General features: G+C 60.3%; 19 protein-coding genes. 5 read left to right on the top strand and 14 right to left on the bottom strand.

Going from position 1 to position 16792, the window contains the following annotated elements:
- Positions 1-76 precede the first annotated feature (76 nt).
- The 9 genes from FEAC_RS12025 to FEAC_RS11985 all read right to left on the bottom strand — a co-directional run bounded on the left by FEAC_RS12025 (position 77) and on the right by FEAC_RS11985 (position 10146).
- A complete protein-coding gene (locus FEAC_RS12025; RefSeq protein ID WP_201773908.1) occupies positions 77-1705 on the bottom strand; it encodes a TraC family protein in 1629 nt (542 codons plus the stop codon).
- Complete coding sequence (locus FEAC_RS12020; RefSeq protein ID WP_035390767.1) at positions 1705-3162, bottom strand: SCO6880 family protein; 1458 nt, start codon at positions 3160-3162, stop codon at positions 1705-1707. The genes FEAC_RS12025 and FEAC_RS12020 overlap by 1 nt, the downstream gene beginning before the upstream one ends.
- A 24-nt stretch (positions 3163-3186) precedes the next feature.
- A complete protein-coding gene (locus FEAC_RS12015; protein ID WP_152623232.1) occupies positions 3187-4404 on the bottom strand; it encodes a hypothetical protein in 1218 nt (405 codons plus the stop codon).
- Between the two features lie 5 nt (positions 4405-4409).
- The gene (locus FEAC_RS12010; protein ID WP_035390765.1) at positions 4410-5210 is read right to left on the bottom strand and encodes a hypothetical protein; all 801 of its coding nucleotides are present in this window, start codon (positions 5208-5210) and stop codon (positions 4410-4412) included.
- On the bottom strand, positions 5210-5494 hold the full coding sequence (locus FEAC_RS12005) for a DUF6112 family protein (RefSeq protein ID WP_035390763.1): 285 nt from the start codon (positions 5492-5494) through the stop codon (positions 5210-5212). Before FEAC_RS12005 ends, FEAC_RS12010 begins: the two co-directional genes overlap by 1 nt.
- An 80-nt stretch (positions 5495-5574) precedes the next feature.
- Positions 5575-6642, bottom strand: coding sequence for a C40 family peptidase (locus FEAC_RS12000; RefSeq protein ID WP_035390761.1), 1068 nt, complete (start codon positions 6640-6642; stop codon positions 5575-5577).
- Between the two features lie 591 nt (positions 6643-7233).
- Positions 7234-8898 carry a hypothetical protein gene (locus FEAC_RS11995; protein ID WP_035390758.1) on the bottom strand — a complete coding sequence of 555 codons (1665 nt, stop codon included), beginning with the start codon at positions 8896-8898 and terminating at the stop codon, positions 7234-7236.
- A gap of 82 nt (positions 8899-8980) precedes the next feature.
- Positions 8981-9862, bottom strand: coding sequence for a hypothetical protein (locus FEAC_RS11990; protein WP_035390755.1), 882 nt, complete (start codon positions 9860-9862; stop codon positions 8981-8983).
- A gap of 8 nt (positions 9863-9870) precedes the next feature.
- The gene (locus tag FEAC_RS11985; protein WP_052566334.1) at positions 9871-10146 is read right to left on the bottom strand and encodes a helix-turn-helix domain-containing protein; all 276 of its coding nucleotides are present in this window, start codon (positions 10144-10146) and stop codon (positions 9871-9873) included.
- Between the two features lie 152 nt (positions 10147-10298).
- Here FEAC_RS11985 and FEAC_RS11980 point away from each other — a divergent pair, with 152 nt between their 5' ends.
- Positions 10299-11486, top strand: a complete 1188-nt coding sequence (locus FEAC_RS11980) for an NsdA family TPR-like regulatory protein (protein WP_035390753.1) — start codon at positions 10299-10301, stop codon at positions 11484-11486.
- On the opposite strand, the gene FEAC_RS11975 is transcribed toward FEAC_RS11980, so the two are convergent.
- Together FEAC_RS11975 and FEAC_RS11970 are read right to left on the bottom strand one after the other, a co-directional pair.
- On the bottom strand, positions 11472-12143 hold the full coding sequence (locus FEAC_RS11975) for an HAD family hydrolase (protein WP_035390751.1): 672 nt from the start codon (positions 12141-12143) through the stop codon (positions 11472-11474). The two genes, FEAC_RS11980 and FEAC_RS11975, sit on opposite strands and share 15 nt — an antisense overlap.
- Before the next feature lie 63 nt (positions 12144-12206).
- Positions 12207-12749 (bottom strand): hypothetical protein, encoded by a 543-nt coding sequence (locus FEAC_RS11970; RefSeq protein ID WP_152623231.1) that lies wholly within the window; start codon positions 12747-12749, stop codon positions 12207-12209.
- 100 nt (positions 12750-12849) lie between these two features.
- On the opposite strand from FEAC_RS11970, the gene FEAC_RS11965 reads away from it, so the two are divergent.
- Both FEAC_RS11965 and FEAC_RS11960 read left to right on the top strand, forming a co-directional pair.
- Complete coding sequence (locus FEAC_RS11965) at positions 12850-13134, top strand: ribbon-helix-helix domain-containing protein (RefSeq protein ID WP_035390748.1); 285 nt, start codon at positions 12850-12852, stop codon at positions 13132-13134.
- Entirely contained in the window at positions 13127-13555 is a 429-nt protein-coding gene (locus FEAC_RS11960) for a putative toxin-antitoxin system toxin component, PIN family (RefSeq protein ID WP_035390746.1), read from the top strand. Before FEAC_RS11965 ends, FEAC_RS11960 begins: the two co-directional genes overlap by 8 nt.
- A gap of 359 nt (positions 13556-13914) precedes the next feature.
- Here FEAC_RS11960 and FEAC_RS11950 read toward each other — a convergent pair whose 3' ends face one another.
- From FEAC_RS11950 to FEAC_RS11935, 3 genes are all read right to left on the bottom strand, one after another.
- Positions 13915-14193: a hypothetical protein gene (locus tag FEAC_RS11950; protein ID WP_035390742.1), complete on the bottom strand. Its 279-nt coding sequence runs from the start codon at positions 14191-14193 to the stop codon at positions 13915-13917.
- Between the two features lie 75 nt (positions 14194-14268).
- Entirely contained in the window at positions 14269-14754 is a 486-nt protein-coding gene (locus tag FEAC_RS11945; protein WP_052566333.1) for a hypothetical protein, read from the bottom strand.
- A gap of 386 nt (positions 14755-15140) precedes the next feature.
- Positions 15141-15650, bottom strand: coding sequence for a DinB family protein (locus tag FEAC_RS11935; protein WP_035390736.1), 510 nt, complete (start codon positions 15648-15650; stop codon positions 15141-15143).
- A 149-nt stretch (positions 15651-15799) separates the two neighbouring features.
- On the opposite strand from FEAC_RS11935, the gene FEAC_RS15315 reads away from it, so the two are divergent.
- Positions 15800-16087 (top strand): hypothetical protein, encoded by a 288-nt coding sequence (locus FEAC_RS15315; RefSeq protein ID WP_152623230.1) that lies wholly within the window; start codon positions 15800-15802, stop codon positions 16085-16087.
- 234 nt (positions 16088-16321) lie between these two features.
- Positions 16322-16792, top strand: a 471-nt coding sequence (locus FEAC_RS11925) for a relaxase domain-containing protein (protein ID WP_160290397.1), incomplete at its 3' end; no start/stop codon positions are given.

Genomic DNA, 16792 nt, shown 5'->3' with positions numbered 1-16792 from the left:
GATTGTTCAACAAGGCAGTAAGCGACGGTGGACATAACGGGCGAATGGTGAGGGTCGGCGGCAACGGAGGAGATCGTTAGGCATCTCCAATCATGCGCTGATTGGTGTCGAAACAGGCCAGTTCGGTGGGGGTCAGGATGTGGCGAACGACGAAGGCCCGCTCGCCGAGGCGCCACAGTCCTTCGCCACGCTCGAGATCGGGAAGCTGGGCGACCTCGGTGGTTGATAGACCGAGGGAGGTGCCGGTCTTCGTCGCTTCACCCGACTCCTGTGCGTAGATGATCTTGGTGGAGCAGTCGGCGAGCAAACCAAGGGCCAAGCCTCGTGCCTCGCTCCCTGCATCTCCGACCGCATCGAGATCGGAGAGGCGATGAATTACCATCATGTTTGCGATACCGAGTGCTCGCGACAGCTTCCACTGTGACTGCATCCTGGCCAAGAGCGCGGGTTGTGCCAGGAGTCGCCAGGCCTCGTCGTAGATGACCCATCGCTGCCCGGCGTTGGGATCGGTGAGGGCTGCCTCCATCCAACTTGACGCGCAGGTCATCACCATGCTGATCAGGCTGTCTGAGCCGGAGATACGAGACAGGTCAAGGCTGATCATCGGCAAGGACGGGTCAAATCGTACCGTTGATGGCCCATCGAAGAGGCCAGCTAGGTCGCCTGATACGACACGAGTCAACGCGTGTCCGACCTCCCGACCATCTCTGGCAAGCTGCTCGAGGCTGGAGCCGAGGACAGCGCTTCGCGGGTCGAAGAGCGCCTGGACGACATGCGGTAGGATCGGGACGCTGTTTTCCCGCACTGCGGTCTCGAGCGCCGCGTCGAGGGCGGAGTGTTCGACGGCAGCCAATTCACGGCCCAGCGCAGACTCGGTAAGGGCCCCGACGAGCGAGCGCCGCCGTTGACGAGTCACGGCGATCCATTCGGCATCGGTCATGCTGCTCGGACGTGGGCCCTCATCGAGCGGGTTCAGCCTGGCGGACAGGCCTCCGCCAAGCTCGATTGCGGCACCGCCGACGGCTCTAGAAACGACGGTCCACTCTCCCTTCGGATCGCCGGGGACGTAGACCTTGCGACCGAACGCGATAGAACGGGTTGCGAGGCTCTTGGCCAGTGAACTCTTGCCTCTACCTATGATCCCGGCGAGGAGAATGTTGGGGTTGGTCAGGACACCCTTCGAATATAACACCCATGGGTCGAAGACGAAGGCGGCACCAGACCATGAATCATGGCCGACGAGGACGCCTTCGGAGCCGAGTCCGGCCTCGGCTAGAAACGGGTAGGCACCAGAGAGTACCTCCGTCGTCGCTCGATGGGGTTTCACTCTCAGTGGGAGGTAAGTCCGAAGGGCACAAGGCCCGGGCTCGCCGCGTGCAGGGAGATACTGCGCGGCTCTGCGCTCGGCGCGAAGGGCTACCAGCTCCTCGCGCTGCTGCTGCATCAGTGCCCTTCGATGCTCGGCCTTAACCTGAGCCGCCACTTTGGCAGCCACTTTGCGTTCCCGACGGGAGGCCGATGCCGGAGTGAATAACGCTGCGCCGATCGGCGTACCACCGTCTGGCGCCAAGCCAACATCTCGCCGGCCAAAGGGCGTTGGAGCCGAAGTGGAGACGTCGATGGGTTCAGAGGATGTGTTCTCCTCACGAGCGTGCCCAGGGATCCGTCCGGGGCCCGGCTCCTTGGAACTCCTGTTCCAGAACATCAAAAGACTCCCCGTCCCAGCGGGAGGGCGGCGACGACGAAGCCCTGCGTCTGGCGCCCGTAGAGGATGCGCGTCTCGCACGCTGCTTGGGCAGCCGCTCGTTCGATCTGTGAGACGGCCGCCGTCAGCGCCTCCTCGGTGGGAGCGGAGATAGCGATGAAGCCCGAGAACTCTACATCAACGTGGCCGCTTATCAGCGCTCGTTCCCGGTCAAGAATGTCCTGGTACTCCTGAGCGTCCGAAAGGTCTTCGATCTGGCCGATCTTCGCCTTTTGTAGGGAGTCCGAGATCGCCTCCGTCTTCTCCTTGCGAATCGACCTCAGCGCCTCCGTTGTGCCTACAGGATGAGTCACGATAGAGATGGATTTTCGCACCCCTGGCGAGAACACCAGCGAATGGAGGAAGGACGGCGGCACGTCGATCCGTGGCCAGTCGCTGATCCAGAGAACGCTGGAGAACCCGGAGTCGGAGCGAAAGCGATCCCAGTGCTCTGAGATGGCGATCGGACCCGCCGTCTCGAGCTTTGCTCCTGGCCCGTCCGGCAGGACGTTGCTCGCGGGGTCATAGGCCGCTCGGACGATAGCTGCCAGCTCGCTCGCGGACAGCCAGTGTTGGACCCGCAAGCCTGTGGTGCGAAGGCTGTGCTCGATCGCACCCATGTCAGCCGAGAGGACCGCTGCGGCTCCCCGCATCCCCCTCCCAGCAGCGGTGATTGCCCGGGCCGCGGCCCCCATATCGAGAGCGATGGTGATAGTCGTGCGATGTGTCGAAGAGCCCGACGAGGTCATCTCAAGCAGTGAGCGATATGCCTCGTCCGCCCAACCTCCGTTGCGAACGCCGTGGCTCTCGTACCATCCTGTGACACCGACCCCAGGGTCTGGCACGGTGGCCTCGAGCACCTGCAGGGTAGCACAAGTGCCCGACTGGCCGAGAGAGGCAAGGGTGCGCCCCCACGCAGAGACCCGGGTGACCTGCTCATCAGGGGAGAGTAGAACGTAGGCTGGGTGCTCGACCAGGAGGGTCGCAGAGATCGTATTGCGATGCGGATCGTGAACCATGACACAGCCTGTAACTGGATCGTCGTAGAAGCGCAGTGAGGCGGCATCTCCCGGCAAGGCGAGCGTGCCGGCTGGGCGTGGTTTGGATGGTTTGGACCGAAACTCGGTTTGGCCTTTCTGCTTACGACCCCAGTACTGGCCCGCGACCGACACCCACTCGATGGCTGGCTTACCTCTGACGTTCATCAGGGCCGACGCCATCAGCGGTGCCCAAACGAGGGCAGAGATCATGAAGCCCATCCCGCCAGCTACGGTGAGACCGATGACGACGACGATGGCGGATAGGCCGATAGCGATGACACGCGGCAAGGAGAAACCCAACAAGACGCCTCGCGTGGATTGGCGCCCGAAACGGACGGAGGGAGGACCAGCTGTGGAGGATGAAGATGAGGTGGTCAAAACGCTACCTTTCTACTGGTTGGGCTAGGGTAGGGGAGTCGAAGTTGGGGTGGGAGTTGTGCCTATCCTCCCATATGCGCTCGCGCTAGAAGCGCGGGTTCCATTGCCAAAGGTAGCGCCAGCAGCACTCGTAGCAGCTGCGGCGCCAGCACCAGCGGGCTCAGCCACGGTGACCGAACCCGGCTGACTCGTCGAACCTGGCTGACTTCTCGAACCTGATGGACCCGTCGATCCGGTGGAACCATGCGACGAGGGAGACCGAGGCGTGATCACCCTACCACCGACGGCCCGTTGGCCCATGGCCGAGACCTTCTGTGGCGCGGCAACCGCGGTCTGAGTGACCGACTTTATGTTGCCAGCCTGGCCGTGGAGCTGGGACATGTGATCGGACGTAAAGTGGACCGTTTTCAGAGCGATCCAAGGCGCGAGTCCACCCATCAGCAGCAGCAGACCTCCTGACGCTACCTGTGTAACCGCTTGGGTCCCTGACGGAGCACCAGCAGCCCCGACCGCGCCAAGACCGCGAACGAGAGTGTAGAAGCCAGTGATGAGGATCGTGACGAGGATCAACTTCGACGCAATGAGGGCGATCATGCCCTCGATCCACTTCTTCACCCAGCCGGTCGATATGTCCGCCAATGCTCCGGCAAATGCCAGCGGCCCAAAGACCGCCGCCAGGATGATCAGCAATTTGCGGACGGTTAGAGCCGCCCAAATGACGACCGCCGACACGATGATGATGAGCGACAGTATCAGGAGGGCTGCCGGGTTTTGGATTGCGGTCAGCGCGGTAGTACCCATGATCGAGTTGCCGAGTGTGGACATGCTTCCCCCAGTGGCCGCCTGGACCACGCCATTGGAGAGGCTATCGGTGGCAGACAACAACAGATTGGTGATGGCGATCGCAACCGCTCCGCCGAGGAAGGCAATCAGTAACCCCTTGGCAGCACGACCTAGGCCGGCTACGTCACGACGCAGGATCGACTGGATGATCTGGATCAAGAACAACCCCATCCCGACCACCACCGCGATAGCCATGAGGATCCCCAGGAGACGATCGAAGCAGGAGCCTCCCAACTGGATCGCTGCGGCACTACCGATCTGTTGCCAGAGCCAGACGCAGACTTTGGTAGCGGCGTCGGAGAAGTACTTGGCTATCGCTTGGAAGGCCGAGCCAGCTAGCGACTTCGCACCGGAGCTGAGCAGGCTGGTAAGGACGCTCATGGGGTTAAGGTTCGGCACCGCGATTACCCCTCAGTCCATTTGTTGACCGACAGTGCGCCATACCCACTGTGATACTCTGCCGTGCCGAGCTCGAGTTGGAGAGAGAACGGCCGTTCCGCTGGTGCGTGTCCTCTCTGTGTGATTGTCAGGGTGCCGGTGACATCGAGTCCGACCATGCGCGGATCAGGGGGTACCCAGCCGGTCGCGAGAGCATCCGACCACAGTGGAGCTATGGTTTCGTTGACCCCCGACACCGCCCAGGTGACACCGGCGGCGGCATTGGCCGACCACGTCGCTGGTGTGGGCACCGGACTCGTCGAAGAGCTAAGGTTCGCGTACAGGATACGCGTCGATGCCCGAGCCGGAGTGCCTGGCAACGTATCAGGGGCCATCTCCGACTGCGCCCAGGCAAGCAAGGACGGGCGGGACTGCTTGGCAAAATCGATGCTTAACAGTTCGCTCACGAAGGCTGACGCGTAGGTGTCTGCTCCCTGGCGGGTCGCGTTGGAGATGGCGGGGAACGCACGCGAGGCGACCGGGGCTGGAGCAGCCAAGGTCTCGATCGCGGCCCACTGAGCGCCCTTGCCCTCATTGGCGGTCGCAATCTTAGCATTGTCGGACTGTTGTTGAGCGGAGCCACCCCCAGCTGTGGTGAGTGGGGGAGAGTATTGTGGCTTCAACACGTGCTGCGCCTTCTTAAGGACCGGCGCACCGGATCGACCTCCTCCAGGGGTACCACCTAGGCCAGCGACCAGGCCGACGGCAACTAGGAGTACTACCACCCCAGCACCGATCGCCCACTTTCGATAAGGGTGAACGCTCATTACAATGCGCGCCCCGCACCGACAAAGAAGTTGACCAATACGTCGGCTCCGCCAATGAGCAGCGCGGCGATGAGGCTAGCGAGCACGCCCGTCTTGCCTCTCGAGGTATGGTTCGGATTGCTCGAATGATGGCCGAGTGCCCACACAATCGCAGAGACGATGACGCCCGCAACGGCCGCGACAAGGCCGACGGTGAGCAGAGCACCAACAATATTTTCCAGTTCGGCGATGCCCGGGAGGCCAGAGGTATTCGGGCTGATATTAACCGCAAGTAGGTTGAACATTTTGTCTTCCTTCCCTGTCGAGGGTCGCACGGCGCGGTCCCTACTACCTAGGCTTCGCGCCGACGGAAAACCGTCACCAATTAACCAGCGGGGTTCACTATCGCGTCGAGGCCGCCCGAGACGAAGTTCGCGAAGGATTGCACGACGACGCCAAGCTGTGGATCAACTGCCGACTCAACCAGTCCGTCACCGAGGTAGATGCCAACGTGACCCGGCAATCCGGGGCCCGGCGAGTCCGTGCCTGGCACGAGGACAAGATCGCCGGGGGCGATCGCACTCGCTGCGACCGCTTGGCCCTCGCGCATCTGATCAACGGTGTAATGATCGAGGGTGACGCCGGCCTGTGCCCATGCCATCATCGTGAGGCCTGAGCAGTCAAAGGAGTTCGGCCCCGCGGCACCCCACACGTATTTCGATCCAAGTTTTCTGACCGCATAGGTCAGAGCAAGGCGTGCTTTCGGCGTTGTGCCGACGGGAATGGTGTATCCGGAGGGGAGACCGTAGGAGCTTGCTACCTCGGCGAGACCGCCACCAACCCCAGCGCCACAACCCGCTGTCGTGAACGACCCAGTGACCTTGGCCAGTACGGCGCCAGCTTCTGACCAGTGCCTCCTGTAATTCGAACCGTTGGCGAACTTCGATCCCTGGACCAGCTGTGCGGCGTGCCAGGGCTTCATCCTTTGCCAACCGGGGATCGCAAGCAGGCGCTGAACGAATAGACCTGCCGCGTCGGCAGGGTTGGACTCCTCGGCGATCGTCCCCCATCCCTCCTGTGCCTGCTCCTGAAATAGACCGACCGAGTAACCATTGCTGCCCATTCCTTGCCCGCTGTTCGAACCCGGCACCTTCGTATTTCCGAGGTTGCGCAATCCGCTCTCGGTGATCGCCACCATGAGCGCGATCTGCTCAGCCTGGGTCGACTCGCCTGATGCCGCGGCGGTGACCGACACGATCGTCTCAGCGTTCACCGACTGTGCAGGATCGAGAGAGGCGAGCAGTCCAGTGGACTGGCAGCCCGCCATATTCACCAAGGTCGAGAGTGAAGCCTGTTGGGAAGCCGGCCCGGTAGCTCCGCCCAATAGAGTGACGAGGCCCACCAGGCCGGCAAGGGCGACGACAGGGATGGTGAGTAAGAACTTGTGGTCCACGTCTCTGTGACGTTTGACAGGAAAAGCGTCACAGAGAGGATATTCAGGGACGGGGGGACCCGTGCGTTGAAAGAAACTGCGGAAGTGTCACTCGAAACTGCGGAAGTGATGAAGGTGAATCAGACTAATGACCTGGGAGTTTGCGGAAAGTGAGCGCGTAAACTGATTTGCGCCTCTTTTTTCCTTCCTCTCTATCTCTATGAACTTCTAAAACATGGTACAAGAAGGAGGACTTCCGCTTAAAGGGCTGTTCAGAGGCCAAGTATTTTTGCGGAAATTGCGGAAGTTCCAAAAGTGACGGTAGCTGTCGGGTCAAAAGTCCCAGGTGGGAGAGTTATGGATGAGCGCAAGTTGCCGCAGCACTTCCGCACTTGCGCAGCGGTTTCCGCACTTGCGAGGCGGAGCTGATTGACGATCCCGGTTGTTCAGGATTGGGAATTTGTTTGCTGTTAGAGCGCAGGAATCACCACAAGGAATTCCCTAGCCCTGTGGTCTAGCTTTGTACAAGAGGACCAGATCAGAAGGTCCCCGAGCGACGTCTGGTTCGGTTGTGGGGTGGTCTCATTGCCAACTGAAGGGCATGCCTGCTGGTCAGAGGCCCGGAGGGGTCAGGGTCCACACCTGACCACGGTTATTTGGTAGGTGATCGGCCGAGAGGAACCATCCGGCTCCTTCGAGAGCTCGCTGGGATCTCTTCAGTCGAGCAGACACCCCCTTCGCTGAGGGCCAGTTACGCCCGTGGCGGCGAGCAAGCTCACCATCGGGGTCAAGAACCTCCAATAGACCAGCGGCGCTGCCCCTCCACTTGGCCCGAATAGTCAGGGCGAGCGCGTCGAAGAATGGGTCGTCGGTCACGGTATCACCAAGGAGCTCCGATGCCACGGCCGCGAGACGAAGGAGCGTCTCTGTGCCTCGTTCTCGATCTGCAGCGAGAGCTATCCGGCCAAGAGCTGCGAGACGAGGCATCACTGCCGGTGGTGAGATGGGCTGTGGAGCTGCCATGACTGCGGCAAGGAGGTCGAGAACGGCGCCGAAGATGGCAGGCTGAGATGCCCGCCAGGCTTTGGCGATCTCATCCTCCGGTAATGGGGCATCGAGCCCTTGAACGGACACGGGCACCATTCGGGAGATCAGATCGGGACGAAGGACGGGTACGTCAATCGAGGTCATCGTGATCGGGCGACGGATGGACAGGGTGACCGTGTCGGTCGTCGTGTGAAGGACGCGATACGTCTCCTCGTGACCGGTTGCAAGCGTGCAGAGCAGGTCTTGCTGTTCAGCGGTCAGGGTCGAGAGGTTATCCAGGCCGAGCACCCATCCTGCTGAAGCACCTACGATCAGGTCCCGATCGTCACCTCGGCGCATATCTAACTTCTTGCGTGCTATTGGTGACCCTATTGCCTCGGTGATCTTGTCGGCGGCCGTAGATTTTCCAGACCCCTCAGGTCCCGTCAAGTAGAGGATGCCCGCCGCGGTCTCTCGGTCGGGATGCATCGCTGTGAGCATCCAGGCAACAACGAGTGAACGGTCGGCCGCTTTGACGGGGACAAAGTTCCAGATGTCATCGAGGTCGCCGCCACGGACGGGAGTAGGCATTGTACGGGTCGGACCGGAGCGGAAGTAACATCCCGGTCGGGCGTGGAGCGTCCACCCGTCCTTGTCTACTCGAATGAATTCACGTCCAGTTCCTGCATCCCACCAGAGAGCGCCGTCGTCCGCTCTTCCCCAACGGACCCATAAGTCACCGACCTCCTCTGCCTCTCCAGCTAGGGCTCGAAGAGCGGTCAGCACCGCGTCCTTGCTGGGCAGGTTCGCATGCGGGAAATACTCAGCGAAGCGAGCGATAGCTCGATTGACTGTCCAATCGGCCATGAGGGGGACACAGACCCCACCGTTGGGTCGTGGCGTCGACTCGCGACGAGGAATCAGCCAGACCTGGCCAGAGGTGTCGCGAACCGGCCAGAAGTAGGCGGCAAGGATTGCATAGAGGCGCTTCGGCGCGCTTGTGATTGTGACAGTACGTTTTCCGTCGTCAAAGGTGAGGGCTTCGATGTTTCGCCGCGCCTGATCGCGGGCTCGATACGACTCGGAGGTTGAGGTTTCACCCCCGTTGACTACACGGAGGGGAATCTCTGGTGGATGATCTGCCAAATAAGCGTTACCGACCTCTCCGTCATCTTCCCAGCCAATCTCGTAGTCCTCTTCGAATGCGTCGAACGGTGGGCAGTCAGGTTCATCGTACGGGATGGTAGTCACCAGACAGCTACTCCTTTCTGGTCAGTCTCTGGCACTTAGCCAGGGTTACGTTGGCAATCGAATTCGGGCAATTGCGGATTGCTTAAAGCGCAACTTGGAGGATTGCGTTTGACATCTCACCTTCGGGATTGTGGTTGGGATCGGGTGCCCGGGCAGAGAGTGATCGAATGTAGGGCCGTACTGCGACATCTCGTGCCGTGGGTGAAAGAGCACCGATAGCCGGATCGGCGCGGATCAAATCCGCGACATGGCTGCGCACGAGAGTCCAATCGGTCGGCCACAGTCGTTGCGAATAGGCAGCAAGAATCGATGGTCTTGCAGCAACACGGTGATCGGGTCGCGTCCCGACCAGCAAGCGGCGAACTGCCGTAAATGATGCTGGAGGTATGGATGGTGGACAGGCCGCCTCCATCGCGGCGAAGGCGTTGGAAGTGAAATGGAGATCTGGGTAGTCAAGTAGGACCTCCTTCACTCGGGACCACAGTGTGTGAACTGTGTCGACTGCAGCCGGGGTGGGAGTGTAACCGGAGATACGTCTCAATCCCTTGATCGACGCAGGCAACAAGGCATCCAGTGCCTGATCTCCATGGACATTCTCGACAGGGAGCGAAGTTGCCATCTCTGTAGACAGATATAGAGCCGCTTTATGGAAGTCAATTTGGCGTCGCCTTGGCGCTACTCGACCAGCCTGGGTTACGCCATCATGAAGGGTCAATGATCCGGACTGTACTCGGGCGGTGGCTGCGCAAATTCGGCGCACGACGCGATCCGCATTTTCACCTGAATAGTGGCGGGTTGCGTACCCTTGGACCTCGGCGGACCAACGGATGTCAAGTTGGAGGACACTCGCTAAGAGCGCGTAGTCATGATCGAGGAGCCCGCTCCCCGCCGAGACACTGCAGGCTCTGCGGAGCACCTCAGGCAAGATCGGAGCCGACTCGATGAGCTGTGTGAGACTACTCACTCTGGTTCCTATCTCATCGAGCCCGAGGTTCGCACTCGGGAGCCTTTCGCCGGAGGTGTTGGCGCAAGAGCTGAGGCGAACGCCTCAAGGTCAGCACGGCGAAATAATCGTCTCCGCCCCAACTTCACCGAGAGAAGCTGTCCAGAGCTGACGAGCTGGAACAGACGCGAACGGCTTATTCGAAGGGCTGTAGCAGCCTCGTCAATGTCGAGCAGGATGCCAGCAGGCGGCGCTTCAATAGTGTCCGATGGTGCCGGGTTGGTTTGAGGTGTAGTAGGTGTCATACAATCCAGTAAACCGTGGACGAATTGTGCGTTAATCGGGCAAAAATATGTGAGATTAAGCGATTTCAGCTAGTTTTATGGTGACTTCCGCTACAATCCGTGGCATGCCGGGGGGTCTACGAGAAACTAGAACCGCTGCTGGTCTCACGCAAATGCAGTTAGCGGAACGACTTTTAGCGGCGATACGGGCTGCTGGAGAGGATTGGGGTCCCACGAGGGCCGAGAACCTACAAGGGCAGATCGCACGGTGGGAAACGGGGCGATCCGCGCCGAGCGCACGCTGGTGGCCCTACCTGCGTGCTCTGCTCCCCGATCTAGCTGATCGCGATACTCCGCTTGTCGAGTCTAAGATGACGAGGCGCGACTTCTTGGCGGGAGCATTTGCGATAACAGCGCTGTCAGCATCCGCCGCTACCGCTCGGTCTTTGGGGCTGGTTGCGAGTTCCGCTCTTGCACCGACAAGGACACTGGGGTCCGCTGAACTCGCCGATTTCCAGGATCGTGTTCGCTCAGCCGCGAAACGATACGCCTCGGGAATCCCACAGTGGATTGAAGCTGAAGCCGTGAACCTGTTGGCCGAAGGCATGTCGTGCCTACCAAATGCTGGAGCGCGGCGGGCCGATGTCGCGGTCGCAACAGCATGGGCTGGCCTGCTCGCCGGACGGCTCGCGTTTTTTGATCGCGGGGATCCGGCAACGGGCGATGCACACCTTGCCACCGCGGCGGCATTAGCCCAAAATGGGGGAGACGCGCCTCTGCTCGCAGCTGTCTTTGCCCATCGCGCCTTTGTCGCTGGGTTTGGCGGTGATTCCAGGGGTGCCGCTGCGTGGCTTAGAAGATCAGACGTTACCGCACCGCGCCGTGGGCAACCATTGCTGCGCTCTTGGCTCCACTGCACTCGTGCTGAGCTGGCAGCGAGAGTGGGCGAGCGAGATACTGCGGCTAAGGAGATTCGAAGTGCGGCTGATGGGATGTCGCGCGCAGGCGACGTTCCGGAGTGGTTCGACTGGTACGACGAGAGTCGGTTTGAATCGTTTGCCGGTTCGGTGGCTCTCTCTGTTGGCAAACACACACAGGCGATCGATCGACTGGCGGTGGCCCTTGAGGGGATCACAAGCGTGAAGCAGCAAGCCGTGGTAGCTTTCGACCTAGCGTTGGCCTACGGCAACGATGCGCCAGAACTGGCCATCGAGCACGCAATAGAGGCTCTGACGCTGGTGCGCGAGCGCCAGTACCTAACCGCCCTGGATCGCCTGCCAGCGCTCGAAGGCGCATTGGCGGGTACCAGCTGGGCGAAGGAACTACGTAGGCGCGAGCGGGAATTGTTAGCCGCTGGCTAGTAAGTCAACCAGTTCGGACAGAGACGCAATTGTGGCAAGGCATCGTGCCTCGGTCTCAGGGTCGTGCAGAATATGACCCCAGGGCCCACGCCGAATGAGCACAGTGGCCATTCCCGTCGCTTGGGCTGGTGAGATGTCATTGTCGAGTCTGTCCCCCACATAGAGGATCTCCGAGGTTTCGCAACCCGCCAAGCTCGCGATAGCTGCAAAGAACTCTGGTGATGGCTTCTCAACCCCCAGATGCTCAGAGGTGGTGATCCAATCGGCGGGGAGGTTTAGGTTGCGCAGGATCATTTCGGCTCGTGCGGTCTGATTCCCGGCGATCCCAACGACCAGACCTGAGGCCTGGAGAGCGGCGAGAGTGGGCCTGGCGTCTGCATAGAGGTCAGACTCACCAAAGCTCTCCGGTTCACCAGCGACAGCCCTCGCCTCGCGCTCGGCTGTGAGGTTAAATCCAGGACGGAACACTTTGAAGGTATCGCGGTAGTCCGCCCCACTGGCGATCACCGCACCGAAGGTTGCTGAGAAGGTGTGGCGGGGAACGCCAAGCCAGTCGGCCCAGGAGCCGTACTCACGAGACTCATCGACGAGGGTTTCACCAACATCAAAAACCACCGTTCGAATCGTTGGGCGATCGAGCTTCGAAGAACTTGCCACGTCTCCAGGCTATCCCTGACCGATGGCACACCGATCTATGCGATCTCCAGACTGGCTAAATCGTCAGTGCTTCGCGTGACGTACAGCGGAAATGGCCTCAGTCCCCAGGAGCTCAGCAGTAGTCTCCTGACCGATGCGCGAGACGAGGTCCTCGATCGCCGAGTGATAGATGCTCGTGGCCACAACTACCGCCTTGCGTTGGCGACGCGGCGCCGATGCTGGCCTAAACAGCGCCGCGCCCTGCTCCCACCGGTCGAACTGGGCGAGCTGGTGGGAAGGGATTCCTTGTGCTTTCAGCGCTTCGGCTCTGGCTGCGTGCAATTGGCCCAGCCGTTCGATAATACCCACCAATGCAGCATTCACCACCAGCTCAAGGTTCCGTGCGAAATGGATGTTTTTGGTATAGGGAGCGTCGTTGATCTTCGGTGCGGATGCGCCGAGCTGATGCGCGACCGGTTCTGCGGTGTCGGTGGCGGTATAGACCATGTCCTCTCCCGCGTGGGCTGTGCGCGCAATAGGCACGGAGAGGGGGCACGGAATTAAGGGAAGAGGACGGAGTCCTCCGCGAATACCTGAGCTAAGCGCCTTGAAGCTGTGCGGCTCCACGTGATCCTGGGAGATGCTCGACCTCACACAACTGAGAGCGGACGTCATAGTGCCGTCATTACGTCATAACGTAATAATGGGATAGTGGTAGACTTAAGGTATGACAAAGAAGAAGACGACCATCTACCTCGATCCCGACGTACTCACAGCGACGAAGGCTGCTGCGCTCACCTCCAATCGGTCCGAGAGTGCTGTCATCGAGGACGCGCTGCGGTCATATCTTCGAAGCGGCCACGTGGAGGCGGCGTGGGATGAGCTGAGAGAGCTACTGGAGCGTGTCGGCTATACGAGCGACCTTGACGAGGATGCAGCACTCGCTCAGGCAGTGACCGAGGTGCGTGCGGTCCGTCGAGAGCGACGGGCACGAACGGTGAGCGGTGGGTGAGCCGCGCCGGATTGTCCTTGACACGAATGTCTTCGTGGCGGCCGTCACGTCGCGAGAGGGCGTGTCCGCCCGCCTGCTCCTTGGAGCATTGGCTGGGCGATTTCGGCTCGTTGCCTCGCCGTTGCTACTCGCCGAGCTGGAGGACGTGCTTTGCCGCCCGAAGTTCCGGCGGTATCTGAGCATCGAGGACGCGCACCTGTTCGTGAGTACGATCCGAGAGTTGGCAGTCATCATGGACGATCCTCCGGAAGAGGACGATCCCATCACCGGTGATCCCGATGACGACTTCCTCGTCCTTCTGGCGGAGGTGGCGGGGGTCGACGTGCTGGTATCGGGGGACCCGGATCTCACCGCGGTGCAGCGTTCGGGGCTTGTGGTGATGACGCCCAGGACGTTTCTGGAGACAATGGGCGACGCATGAAGGAGGATGTTCCCCAAAGGAGCTCATGAACCTCTCCGGGGACACGTCCTGGCGCTACGTTGCCGGGATGCTCTCTTCGAGCAGAGCGCCCGGGGCCGATTCGAGTCAGCGACAGTGCATCGGGTGCTGCAGTCGGTGCCCTGTTACTGGCGACTCAGAAGCTGTCCTTCAATACCGATGAGGCGTCCCTTGCCGAGGTGCTGGCAGGGGAAGTTGGCGAACTGACACCAGGATTCGTCGTGAGGTTGTGGCCCGTGCTGGTGGAGCGACTCTGACCGTCGCGAAGAACTTGCCACGTCTCCAGACTATCTCTGACAGATGGCACACCGATCTATACGATCTCCAGACCGGTTAAATCGTCAGCGCTTCGCGTGACGTACAGCGGAAATGGCCTCAGTCCCCAGGAGCTCGGCAGTAGTCTCCTTACCGACTCGCGAGACGAGTTCCTCGATCGCCGAGTGGTAGATGCTCGTGGCCTCAGCTAGCGCCTTGTCTGCTGCGGCAATGGTGGTCTCCCGGGATGCCTTCGCATCGGCGAGACGCTCTGCGGCGGTGAGTGCCGCATGCATTGCGTGGTTGTCAGCTCTCGCCTTCTCGCGCAGGATCGCCCGCTGTGCATCCGTGGGTTTCGATGCCATCTTGGTGCCTCCGTAGTCTCTCGAGGGCTCTACGCTGGGGTCCTCTCATTTATGCGCCATGACGCTGGAAAGCGGTCAAGGGCGTTGTACCGTCCGTGTAGTTGGTGCAGAATGGGTGTTCGCTACAGCACGAACAATCGTCGAGAGTCGACGCACTGATAGACCGGTCAATTCACTGGCAAGTGCTGCGTGCATGGTGGAGAGCAGATCAGCAGTAGCTACGGCTAAATCGGTGGTGGCTCGATCGACCTCGACCTGAGCAGTAGTGATCACTCCGTCCCACCGCCGATCGATCGGGGCGATGATGTGGCGGTGCTGTGCGTAGCTTGCGAGGGTCCGATATTCGGTAGGTTTCGCCGCACCCTGCTCCCAGCGGCGGAACTGGGCGAGCTGGTGGGCAGAGATCCCTCGTGCTTTCAGTGCTTCGGCTTTGGCTGCGCGCAATTGGCCCAGCCGTTCGATAGCGCCCAACAGTGCGGCGTTGACGACCAGCCAAGTGCGAAGGGCGCTCTCTCGCTGCGCATGCAGTTCTCTAAGACGAGGGTGAGAGTTGTCGGTCATACCAAAGGGGCGAGTAGACGGAAAGCAGATCTTCGCATATAAGTAGGGAATTTAGTCTGAACTTACTCCCCCATGGTGTTACTCTACATGGTTCTGCGCTGCCGAGTTCAGGGTAACCTATGGTGCGTCTGGATGTTAGCACTCGTCGACGCTGTACCCGAGCCCATCTCAGGTTCCAGATGCAAGACCATCTATCCGGTGTGTGGTGCCTACACTTCTACCGGTGACGCCAGGTCAGGTTTCAAAGAGACCACCTCTATAACTTTCCTGGCGGTAGGTGGCAGCGAGATTGTGGATATCTGCGCTGTTTATTCGAGCATCGTTTGCACCCCACTCATACGATGGATCTCAATTTAAAGACAGAGACATGCTGCGAAAGAAACGGATCAGCGGCCGGTAACCCCATCGATGGACTGGCGGATCAGGTCCGCGTGGCCAGCATGACGGGCCCATTCTTCGATGAGGTGGATGTAGATCGAAGCGAGCGACACCTCTTGTCCGCGCACATCCACGATGTGATCAAGCGGTAGATTCTTTACCGCAGCGTCGCACCGTGCCCACTCGGCGGGAAGGTCGGAGATCGCCTGCTGAGCACTCGCTGTGTCGAGATCGTCGAAGTCTTCGTCGGTGGTCGTAAAGAGGGGGGCGACATCTTCCCCAGCAGCACGTATTCGAAACCACGTTCTTTCGACATTTGTCATGTGCCGAACCAGCCCGAGTAGTGAAAGCGTCGAGGGAGCTACAGGTCTCAGCGCCAGCTGCTCAGCATTCAACCCTGCACAGATTCGAAGCAAGGTCAGTCGGTAGTGATCGAGGTAACCCTGGAGTATCAGTCGGATGTCGCCTGTGTCAGGGGCGAGGCCGTCGTTGGGCGGCTCTGGAGTAATCCATGTCATGTCCTTCACCATACCTAAATTCGACCCAGAGTCGTCAGGCGGAACCCGTCAGAGTACTTGCTGGGAGTGGAGGCTGAAGAGCCTAATTGTTATAGGCCCTCCACCCACGCAGTAGCATCCGTTACGGCTTTACCACGGACCCCTCGCACATGCCAGCCTCTCACCGGGCTCACCTCGAGTGGAGCCCCTCACGCATTATCAACTGGGCCAAGACCACCGGTCCAATGACGGGAACCCTGGTTGAGGGACTACTCGAGCGCCGTCCTCACCCAGAACAGGGATACCGCAGCTGTCTTGGCATTATGAGCCTTGCAAAGACGTACTCACCAGGGCGTCTCGAGGCAGCCTGTAGTGGTGCTCTGAACCGCCACGGGTTTTACGGAGACCCCGAAAGGCTGCCAAGCAGAGCCATAAATATTACTGCCCAACCCAAGTAGACCAGGATCACCCCGATTCCTAACCGCTGGCCCCAACCAGAGCCCAGCCGGTGCCCAACGCCTGACCTAACCCCAAACACCCAAAACCTGACGAAGTTCCTACCACACACCTTGCATCCGAGGCCGCTACCGCGAGATTCGAACAGGCATTCGTCAATGTGCGTGACAGATTTCCAACCGTTGGGCCCTCCAACAAGGGCGTACTCGGCACCCCTTGACCAAAGGAACACTCCCATGCTCACCATTCGCAAGCTCTCCCTCGGCCAGGGTTATAAGTACCTCATGGACTCGATCGCCGTTGGCGATGGCCGAGGAGATCAGAGCTCAGAACTAACCCGTTACTACGCAGAGTCTGGCACCCCACCGGGTCGATGGAAGGGTAGGGGTCTGGCTGATCTCGGAGAGGGAAAGGGGATCGAGCACGACTCAGAGGTCACCGAATCCCAGCTGTGGAACATGCTTGGACTCGTTGCTGATCCCCTCACTGGTGATCCAGTTGGACAGGCGTTACGAATCCGACGGGTGAGTATGAGCGATCGGATCAAGGCCAAAGTTGCCAGGTTACCAGAGACCCTCACAGGGGAGGATCGAGCCTTGGCGATCGAAACGATCAAGGCTGAAGAGGCCCAAGCAGAAAAGAAGATCGGCAAGCCAGTAGCTGGTTTCGATCTCACCTTCTCACCCTCTAAATCCGTCTCTGTCGCC

The organism is Ferrimicrobium acidiphilum DSM 19497, assembly GCF_000949255.1.
Classification (GTDB): Bacteria; Actinomycetota; Acidimicrobiia; order Acidimicrobiales; family Acidimicrobiaceae; genus Ferrimicrobium; species Ferrimicrobium acidiphilum.
This window is presented reverse-complemented; position numbering and strand designations above follow the sequence as displayed.

Bases quoted from the DNA above. Each gene is read 5' to 3' on its own strand.
- FEAC_RS12025 (WP_201773908.1), bottom strand. From the start codon at position 1,705: ATGTTCTGGAACAGGAGTTCCAAGGAGCCGGGCCCCGGACGGATCCCT.
- FEAC_RS12010 (WP_035390765.1), bottom strand. From the start codon at position 5,210: ATGAGCGTTCACCCTTATCGAAAGTGGGCGATCGGTGCTGGGGTGGTA.
- FEAC_RS12005 (WP_035390763.1), bottom strand. From the start codon at position 5,494: ATGTTCAACCTACTTGCGGTTAATATCAGCCCGAATACCTCTGGCCTC.
- FEAC_RS11985 (WP_052566334.1), bottom strand. From the start codon at position 10,146: ATGACACCTACTACACCTCAAACCAACCCGGCACCATCGGACACTATT.
- FEAC_RS11980 (WP_035390753.1), top strand. From the start codon at position 10,299: ATGCAGTTAGCGGAACGACTTTTAGCGGCGATACGGGCTGCTGGAGAG.
- FEAC_RS11965 (WP_035390748.1), top strand. From the start codon at position 12,850: ATGACAAAGAAGAAGACGACCATCTACCTCGATCCCGACGTACTCACA.
- FEAC_RS11950 (WP_035390742.1), bottom strand. From the start codon at position 14,193: ATGGCATCGAAACCCACGGATGCACAGCGGGCGATCCTGCGCGAGAAG.
- FEAC_RS11945 (WP_052566333.1), bottom strand. From the start codon at position 14,754: ATGACCGACAACTCTCACCCTCGTCTTAGAGAACTGCATGCGCAGCGA.
- FEAC_RS11935 (WP_035390736.1), bottom strand. From the start codon at position 15,650: ATGACATGGATTACTCCAGAGCCGCCCAACGACGGCCTCGCCCCTGAC.
- FEAC_RS15315 (WP_152623230.1), top strand. From the start codon at position 15,800: ATGCCAGCCTCTCACCGGGCTCACCTCGAGTGGAGCCCCTCACGCATT.